This window comes from Frankia sp. CcCS3, from assembly GCF_977927575.1.
The window spans coordinates 1-8,306 of sequence record NZ_CDWRCL010000183.1 but is presented as its reverse complement, the minus strand read 5'-3'; the positions used below and the strand labels follow the sequence as shown (position 1 = coordinate 8,306).

The following is an 8,306-nucleotide window of genomic DNA, read 5'->3' as shown; positions in this document are numbered from 1 at the left end:
CCCAAACAGGCCCTAGTCGTCTAACGCTGTTAGTCGATTCTAGCTAGCAACGTTAGTCAACCGCTTGTCAAGAAGCCGGTGCGCGTCGCGTCTGGGTGACCGGCTGCGGGGGCAGTCGACGCCGCCCTGTTCGGCGGCGTCGCGCCGGATGAGACATTGGGTCCGGATGAGACAGTGGGTGTTGTCCGATGAATCGGCGGCGCTGATCTGGACCGACCGGAGCCGCTCGCTGAGCGAGCCGTGCCGTGCCGCGGCCCGGATCGGTCCAGCCTGGCCCGGGTCGGCCCAGGTGATTAGTTGATCAGTTTGATGAGCTGGCGCCCGTCGAGCCAGTTGCTGGTGACATCGGTGAACGTGTTGTTCTTCCACGCCAGCAGCCGCACCGCCGTGTTGCAGACCGCCGGGAAGATGTCGATCTGCTTGCCGTCACAGGTGAACGGATGGGCCATGACGTTCGGGTGGTCGTGGGAGGCACGAAGCGCCGTGAGCAGGGCGGCCGAGGTCGGCTGGGCGGTACCGGCCAGCAGCGACCGGATGTTGAGGACGGCGGAGAAGGATCCCTGCGACGACGAGGAACGATCGGCCTCCGGGATCGCCTTACGGAACGCCGCCGTGTCGGCGTCACCATCGCTCGTCCCGACCGGCAGGTAGCTGGAAGCGAAGTAGAGGTTGTCGGTCCGGCCGCTGGCCGCGCGCGGCACCGCGGGGGTGGTGCAGGGACCGATGAAGTAGATGTCGCTGCGGATGTTCAGCGCCGCCGCGGCCTGGACGATCCGGGTGCACGTCGCTGCCTGGAACACCACGATGATCGCGTCTGGCTTGCCCGCCGCGACCTGGGTCAGGGCTGGCGCGAAGTCCGCCGCGTCGGATTTCTCTGGCACCAGTTTGATATCGGACACACCTTTATGGCGCAGGATGTTCTGTGATCCCTGGATAGCGGCGGACAGCAGGCCGGGCAGGTCGAGGTACAGCGCGTGCACGCTGCGCACATGCCGGATGTTCGTCAGATAGTCGGTGAGGCCGAGCAGCTCGCTGAGCGAACCGCCGGAAAACGCGAAGGCGTTGTGTGAGCCGAGTTCTCCGCTCAGCTGAGGAGAGCCGGTGACGTACGGGATGTGGGCGGTCTCGTATATCGGCATCGCCGCCTCCGCGCCGAAATCGATCCCGCCGACCACCGCGAGTGGTTTCGTGGCGACAAGCCGGTTGGCGCAGTTCTGGGAAGACTCCGGCGAGCCGTCGGTTGCGCAACTGATCAGCCGGAGCGGCCGACCGTCGAGCCCGCCCAGAGAGGTGTTGGCGTAGTCCACGGCGGCCTGAGCGGCCTTCCGGGTCTCCGGGTATGACCCGACAGTGCTGTTCTCAACCGTTACGAAGCCGACAGTGACCGGAGGCCCGGTCAGGCGGCTCGCCGCCGCGCTGCCACCGGCAGCTGCGCCGGACGAGCCACCGCGCTGACTCGTGCACCCGACGACGACAACGGACAAGGCTACGGAGAACGCGAGGAGGATGCGGGAGGCTTGTCTCACGGCTCGTGAAGCTACACTTCTGTCGTCCAGTTCTGGGGGCTTGACCGTCGACCGGCCGGACGGGGACTGTTGTGTGACCATGCGTCCGGTCTTCATCGCAGTTCGGATCTCTCTATCTGTAATAGATGCGTCTACGGGGGCCCGGTGACAACGTATATAGCAGCATTGCTGCTCGGCCTTGGCCCGGGGGCCGTGTACGCGGCGCTCGGGCTGGGGCTCGTGCTCACCTACCGCGCGTCCGGCGTGGTCAACATCGCCCATGGGGCGTTCGCTATGTACGTCACCTATCAGTACGCAGAACTACGGGAGGTCGGGGACCTCGTACTGCCCGTCGTCGGGATGTCGCCAAGAATTCATCTCACCGACACGCCCACCTTCGGGCTAGCCCTGTCAGTATCCCTCGCAATGGCGGCAATCCTAGCGATGGTATCCTATCTGGCTATTTTTCGGCCCTTGCGGCGTGCCCAGCCGCTGATGACGGTCGTGGCTGCGGTCGGCCTCACGATCGCGCTGCAGGCCGTCGCCGTGCTCCAGTTCGGATCTGACAACAGGTTCCTTAGCCCGGTGCTGCCGCAGTCACCGCTGTCCCTGCTGGGCGTGACCGTGGCGAGCGACCGGCTGCTGCTCGCCGCGTCGGTCATCGTGGTCGCCGCCGGTCTGTGGGCGATGTCGCGCTGGACGTTGTTCGGCCTGGCTACCCGCGCCGTCGCCGAGGATGAGCAGACCACCGCGCTTCTCGGTCGGCGGCCCGGGTGGATCGCCGCCGTCAACTGGGTCATTGCGGCCGTGCTCGCCGCTCTCGCCGGGATCCTCGTGGCGCCGATCAGTGCGCTGAATCCGACGAGCTACTCGCTGTTCGTCGTTCCCGCGCTCGCCGCCGCTCTGCTCGGTGGCCTGTCCTCGTTCGGTCTGACCGTCGTCGGAGCTCTCGGCCTCGGCATGACCCAGGCTGTCCTGATCCCGCTGCAACAGGACGTCTCCTGGTTGAACCAGCCGGGACTGCGCGCGCTGCTTCCGATGCTTCTGGTCATCGCGGTGGCGAGCCGGCGCGGGGACCTGATTCCCGGTCGCGCCGCGGGCGTCGCCGTGTCGGCTCCGATGCCGGTGGTCGAACCGCCGGAGTCTCCCCTGCGCCACCTCGCAATCGGTGTGCCGTTCGGGGTGGTCGCGATCCTCGTGCTGACCGGCCCCTACCGGCTCGGCCTCGAACGCAGCCTCGCTGGCGCCGTGGTGTGTCTGTCGTTCGTCGTGTTGACCGGGTACGTCGGACAGCTCTCGTTGGCGCAGATGACCCTCGCCGGTGTCGCCGGCTTCCTGTTGGCCAGACTCCAGGGTGAGCTGGGCGTGCCGTTCCCGATCGCACCCCTGCTCGCCACGAGTGCCGCCGCTGTGGCGGGCCTGCTGCTGGGGGTGCTGTCACGGCGGCTGCGTGGAATCGACCTGGCGTTGATCACTCTGATCGCCGGCGTCGCGATCCAGGAGGTGGTGTTCGGAAACCCGCTGGTCACCGGCGGGTTGGCCGGGTCGGTAGTACCGAATCCGAAGATCTTCGGCCTCGATCTCGGGCTCGCCGGTGCCGGGTTCCCTCGGCCGGAGTACGGGCTGCTGGCGTTGGCCGTGCTCGCCGCGTGCTGCTACGGGGTCGCCCGGCTGCGCACCGCGGACCTGGGCCGGCGCATGCTGGCCGTGCGCGCGAACGAACGGGCCGCTGCCGCAGCCGGGATCGACGTCCGTCGTACGAAGGTACTCGCCTTCACTCTCTCCGCCGCGATCGCCGGTCTCGGCGGTTGCCTCATCGGCTACGGTCAGGGACGTCTGTCCTTCGACTCGTTCGGCGTCACGGCCTCGCTGTTCTTCCTGGCGATCGCGGCCGCCGGTGGGGTGACGAGCGTCGGCGGAGCGTTGCTGGGCGGTCTGCTGGTGCCGGGCGGAATCGTGTTCATCGTGCTGGACCAGGTTGCCGGGCTCGGCAAGTACCAGTCCGTGCTGTGCGGGATCGCCGTCGTGGTGCTGGCGGTGCTACGTCCGGCCGGGCTCGCGTACCGACCGCATCGGACGGCTCGCGCCGATCATCAGAGCCGCGTGGATCGGTCGGGTGGCACGCATCGGACCGGTTCTGGGCAGCGAACGCGTCGAGGAGATCACGTGCGACACCCGCAGCCGCCGGACCAGGGCCGGCCGAGCCTGACCCCGCATCCGGTCAACCCGGGCGGAGCCCCGTGACGGCGTTGCTGGCGGTCGACATGCTCGCCGCCGACCAGGGCCGTACGCGCATCCTCGAGGATGTCTCCTTCACCCTGTCGGCCGGCACCATCACCGGGCTCATCGGACCCAACGGAGCCGGAAAGACGACGTTGATCGACGCCCTCACCGGGTTTGCGTCGATCAGCGCGGGCACCGTCACGCTGGACGGTGCCGTGCTCGTCGGACTGCCGGCGCATGAGCGGCTGCGGTTGGGGCTCGCCCGCACCTTCCAGGCGCTGGAACTCTTCGACAGCCTGGAGGTCGGGGAGAACCTGGCCGTCGTCACGCCCCGGGCACCCGGACCCGCGGACGGGCCAGATCCGGCCCGGTCACTCGGGCTCGCCACGATCGCCGACCGCCTGCCGTCGACGCTCTCCTACGACGAGTGGTCCTCGGTGGCTCTCGGCCGCGCCCTCGTCGCCGGGCCGAAGGTCCTGCTGCTGGACGAACCGGCCGCGGGTCTCGACCCGGCCGCCCGCCGGACGCTCGCCGACCGGCTGCGCCGCATCGCCGCCGACGGCATCGCCGTGCTGCTCGTCGACCACGATGTGAAGCTCGTCTTCGACGTATGCGACCACGTCCTCGTCCTGGACGGGGGCCGCGTCGTCGCGCGCGGTCGGCCTGCCGAGGTGCGCGCCGATCCGGCGGTCCGCGCCGCCTATCTGGGCGGTGGTGAGCCGGACGGCGGCGACCGCGCCGGGCCTGCCCCGGCCTCTGCCTCCGGGTCCATGCCTGGCTCCACCCCGGCGCCGGCCCCCGGTCGAGGCGGGGGCGATCTGCTCGTGCTCGACCGGGTCACAAGCGGATACGACGGAGTTCCGGTGCTCCGGGACGTGTCGCTCACCGTCGGTGCCGGGGAGATCGTGGCGCTGCTCGGAGCGAACGGCGCGGGCAAGACGACGCTGATCCGCACGGCGGCGGGGCTGCTGACGCCGTCGAGGGGGCGGGTCAAGGTCCTCGATGACCGGTCGCGCCGGGCCGCGCCGAGCACACTCGCCCGCCGGGGGATGGCGGTCGTACCGCAGGGACGAGGGTCACTCGGGCGGTTGACCGTCCGCGAGAACCTGCGCCTGGCGGCCGGCCGGCGCTCATCCGGCGAGATCGGGCCGGTGTTGGACTGGTTCCCGGTGCTGCGCGGCCTGCTCGACCGGTCGGCCGGAGAACTGTCCGGGGGTGAGCGGCAACGGCTCGCGTTGGCTGTCGCTCTGGTGCGCAGACCGCGTCTGCTGCTGGTGGACGAGCTGTCGTTCGGCCTGGCACCCGGGGTCGCGCCGCAGCTGCTCGCCCTGCTGCGCACGATCGCCCTCGAGACGTCGACCGGCGTGCTGCTGGTCGAGCAGTTCGTCTCGCTCGCGTTGCAGGTGGCCGACCGTGGCTACGTTCTCGACCGGGGCCGGATCGCGCTGTCGGCGAGCGCGGCGGATCTCGTCGCGCGTCCCGAGCTCATCGAGACGGCCTACCTGGGCGGGAGTTCCGGGCCGGCGGTGGCCCCGGACCGCTGAGCTGGTCCGGCGTTCCCCGCCACGCGGAGAAACCGGGGTCCGGCGGAACAGGGCTCTCACGTCGCCCGATGGTGTGGGGCATGCGTCGGATGAACCGGAAGGGGTGGCGAGCGGGCCGGCGGTGTCTTACTGTCGACAAGCGTCGAAGTTGATCGCGGGAGCTCCGCCAAGGGGCTGAGAGGGCGGCTGGGGCCGCCGACCGCAGGAACCTGTCCGGGTAATGCCGGCGTAGGGAGTCTTACATGGTGTCGCGCACCGACCGTTCGTCCTCCTCTGTCTCGTCCTCCTCCTCGTCCATCTCGGCCGCGGCGATGACGGCGGTCTCGACGGGTCCGCTGACGGGCAGCCGCAAGACCTGGCTGGTCGGTGCGGATCCCGATCTGCGGGTGCCGATGCGGGAGATCGTGCTGACCACGGGTGACACCGTCGTGGTGTACGACACCTCCGGTCCATATACCGATCCGGGGGTGACCATCGACGTGCGCCGGGGTCTGCCGGCGACGCGGGACAGCTGGATCGCCCAGCGTGGCGACACCGCGCCGGATGAGCAGCGGACCGTTCCCGGGACCGGGGCGCCCGGTTCTGGGACGCCCGGTCTTGGCGGGACGGATCTCGGCGGGCAGGTGCGAGTGCCCCGTCGGGCGGTGCCGGGACGGCCTTCCGTAACCCAGCTGGGCTACGCCCGCCGCGGTCAGATCACTCGGGAGATGGAGTTCGTCGCCCTGCGGGAGGGTCTTCCCGTCGAGACGGTGCGGGCGGAGATCGCCGCGGGGCGGGCCGTGCTGCCGGCGAACGTGAACCATCCCGAGTCCGAGCCGATGGCGATCGGCCGTGCGTTTCTCGTGAAGATCAATGCGAACCTCGGCAACTCGGCCGTTACCTCCTCAATCGAGGAAGAGGTCGAGAAGATGGTGTGGGCGACCCGCTGGGGCGCGGACACCGTGATGGACCTCTCGACCGGGTCGGACATCGCCCTGACCCGTGAGTGGATCATCCGCAACGCGCCGGTGCCGGTCGGGACCGTGCCGATCTACCAGGCGTTGGAGAAGGTCGGTGGCCGGCCGGAGAAGCTGTCCTGGGAGGTCTACCGGGACACCGTGATCGAGCAGCGCGAGCAGGGTGTGGACTACATGACGGTCCACGCGGGGGTGCTGCTGCGCTACGTGCCGCTGACCGCGCGGCGCAGGACCGGGATCGTCTCGCGCGGCGGCTCGATTCTGGCCTCCTGGTGCCTGGCCCATCACGAGGAGAACTTCCTCTACACCCACTTCGCCGAGCTGTGCGAGATCTTCGCCGCGTACGACGTCACGTTCTCCCTGGGCGACGGCCTGCGGCCCGGGTCCATCGCGGACGCGAACGATGAGGCACAGCTCGCCGAGCTCGCCACCCTGGGCGAGTTGACGCAGGTGGCGTGGGAGCACGACGTCCAGGTGATGATCGAGGGCCCCGGGCACGCGCCCATGAACAAGATCGAGGAGAACGTGCAGCTGCAGCGGGAGCTGTGCCACGACGCGCCGTTCTACACCCTCGGGCCGCTGACCACCGACATCGCCCCCGGCTACGATCACATCACCTCCGCGATCGGGGCGGCGATGATCGGATGGGCCGGTACCGCCATGCTCTGTTACGTCACCCCGAAGGAGCATCTCGGCTTGCCTGACCGGGACGACGTCAAGGCCGGCGTCATCGCCTACAAGATCGCCGCGCACGCCGCCGACCTCGCCAAGGGTCATCCCGGCGCGCAGGCCTGGGATGACGCCCTGTCGGACGCCCGGTTCGAATTCCGCTGGGCTGACCAATTCCACCTCGCGCTCGACCCCGACACCGCACGCGCGTTCCACGACGAGACGCTGCCGGCCCCGGCCGCGAAGTCGGCGCACTTCTGTTCGATGTGCGGCCCGCACTTCTGCTCGATGAAGATTTCCCACCAGGTGCGGGCACACGCGGGCGGGGACGGGCTGGACCCGGCCGGGCATGGCGCGGGCCCGGCCGGCGACGAGGCGGTCACCGCCGGCCTGCGGGAGAAGGCCGCCGAGTTCAACGCCGCCGGCAATCGGATCTACCTTCCGGTGGCCAACTCCTGACCGACCGTCCCGACGGGCTCCTGCCGGTCAGCGGCGGGCCCCGTCGGGCGCAGCGGGCGCAGTGGTCCAGTGGTCCAGTGGTCCATAAAAGATATCTAAAAAAGATAGCTAAGACGATTACTTTGGCGGGGGAGTAACCTCTCAAGAGGAAGTGGAGTGGTTATTTGGGCGATCGGCTCGAGGGGAGGTCTCCGATGAACCCGGACGTGCTGATCGGGTTGGGCGATCATCCGGTGCTGGACTTCGTCAACAGCCTCGCCTTCTCGGCGGACGGCCCGATCGAGTTGATCGCCGATGGGCGGAGCTACCTGCGCTGGCTCCAGCTCGCGGGGCTTGTCGGCACGGCCGAACGAGAGGCGCTGCCTGCTCGGTTCGGGCCCGAGGAGCTCGACCGCATCGCCGTCGCCGCGGTCGAGCTCCGGGAGTGGCTGCGGCCGCTTATCGGCGCCTGGGCGGGCGGCAGCTCCACCGTGCCGGACGAACCCACGCTGTCGCGACTGAATGGGCTGTTGGCCACCGACCATCGGTACGCGCGGCTTACCCGCGTCGGCGGTACCCCCGCGATCGTCGAAAGCGGGACGTGGGCATCCGCCGAGGTCCTCCTCGCCTTGCCGGCGCGGGCCGCCGCGGACCTGTTCGCGCATGGCAACCGGTCGCTCGTCCGCAACTGCGACGGCCCGACCTGCACGCTGTGGTTCTATGACCGCGCCAAGGCCCACCAGCGTCGCTGGTGCAGCATGGCCATCTGCGGCAACCGGGCCAAGGCGCGGGCGCACCGGCCCGCCTCACCACTGGACGCGCTCCTGGCGCCTTAGCCGCGGAAGGTTCTGCGGTAGGCGTTCGGGGGACTGCGATGGCGTCGCGCAGGTGCTGACGTAGCGAAGCGGCGGGTGAAGGTTCGGCGACTCATCCCGGCGTGGGCGGCCAGGTCCTCCAGCCGGAGGGCATGG

5 protein-coding genes and 1 riboswitch are annotated in these 8,306 nt (G+C 69.5%); of the genes, 4 read left to right on the top strand and 1 reads right to left on the bottom strand.

Annotated features, from left to right (window positions below; translation table 11 throughout):
• Window positions 1-293: 293 nt before the first annotated feature.
• Entirely contained in the window at window positions 294-1,526 is a 1,233-nt protein-coding gene (locus AC08OQ_RS14935) for an ABC transporter substrate-binding protein (RefSeq protein ID WP_476602000.1), read from the bottom strand.
• Window positions 1,527-1,670: 144 nt separating this feature from the next.
• On the opposite strand from AC08OQ_RS14935, the gene AC08OQ_RS14930 reads away from it, so the two are divergent.
• The 4 genes from AC08OQ_RS14930 to AC08OQ_RS14915 all read left to right on the top strand — a co-directional run bounded on the left by AC08OQ_RS14930 (window position 1,671) and on the right by AC08OQ_RS14915 (window position 8,171).
• A complete protein-coding gene (locus AC08OQ_RS14930; protein WP_476601999.1) occupies window positions 1,671-3,749 on the top strand; it encodes a branched-chain amino acid ABC transporter permease in 2,079 nt (692 codons plus the stop codon).
• The gene (locus tag AC08OQ_RS14925; RefSeq protein WP_476601998.1) at window positions 3,746-5,272 is read left to right on the top strand and encodes an ATP-binding cassette domain-containing protein; all 1,527 of its coding nucleotides are present in this window, start codon (window positions 3,746-3,748) and stop codon (window positions 5,270-5,272) included. The genes AC08OQ_RS14930 and AC08OQ_RS14925 overlap by 4 nt, the downstream gene beginning before the upstream one ends.
• Before the next feature lie 144 nt (window positions 5,273-5,416).
• Window positions 5,417-5,524: riboswitch (TPP riboswitch) on the top strand.
• Window positions 5,515-7,356, top strand: a complete 1,842-nt coding sequence (gene thiC, locus AC08OQ_RS14920) for a phosphomethylpyrimidine synthase ThiC (protein WP_476605524.1) — start codon at window positions 5,515-5,517, stop codon at window positions 7,354-7,356. It overlaps the preceding riboswitch by 10 nt.
• Window positions 7,357-7,550: 194 nt before the next feature.
• Window positions 7,551-8,171, top strand: a complete 621-nt coding sequence (locus AC08OQ_RS14915; RefSeq protein WP_476605523.1) for a CGNR zinc finger domain-containing protein — start codon at window positions 7,551-7,553, stop codon at window positions 8,169-8,171.
• Window positions 8,172-8,306: the final 135 nt, after the last annotated feature.

What these genes read in the sequence shown, in the direction of transcription:
- thiC (WP_476605524.1), top strand. Translation starts at nt 5,515, where the DNA reads ATGGTGTCGCGCACCGACCGTTCGTCCTCCTCTGTCTCGTCCTCCTCC.
- AC08OQ_RS14915 (WP_476605523.1), top strand. Translation starts at nt 7,551, where the DNA reads ATGAACCCGGACGTGCTGATCGGGTTGGGCGATCATCCGGTGCTGGAC.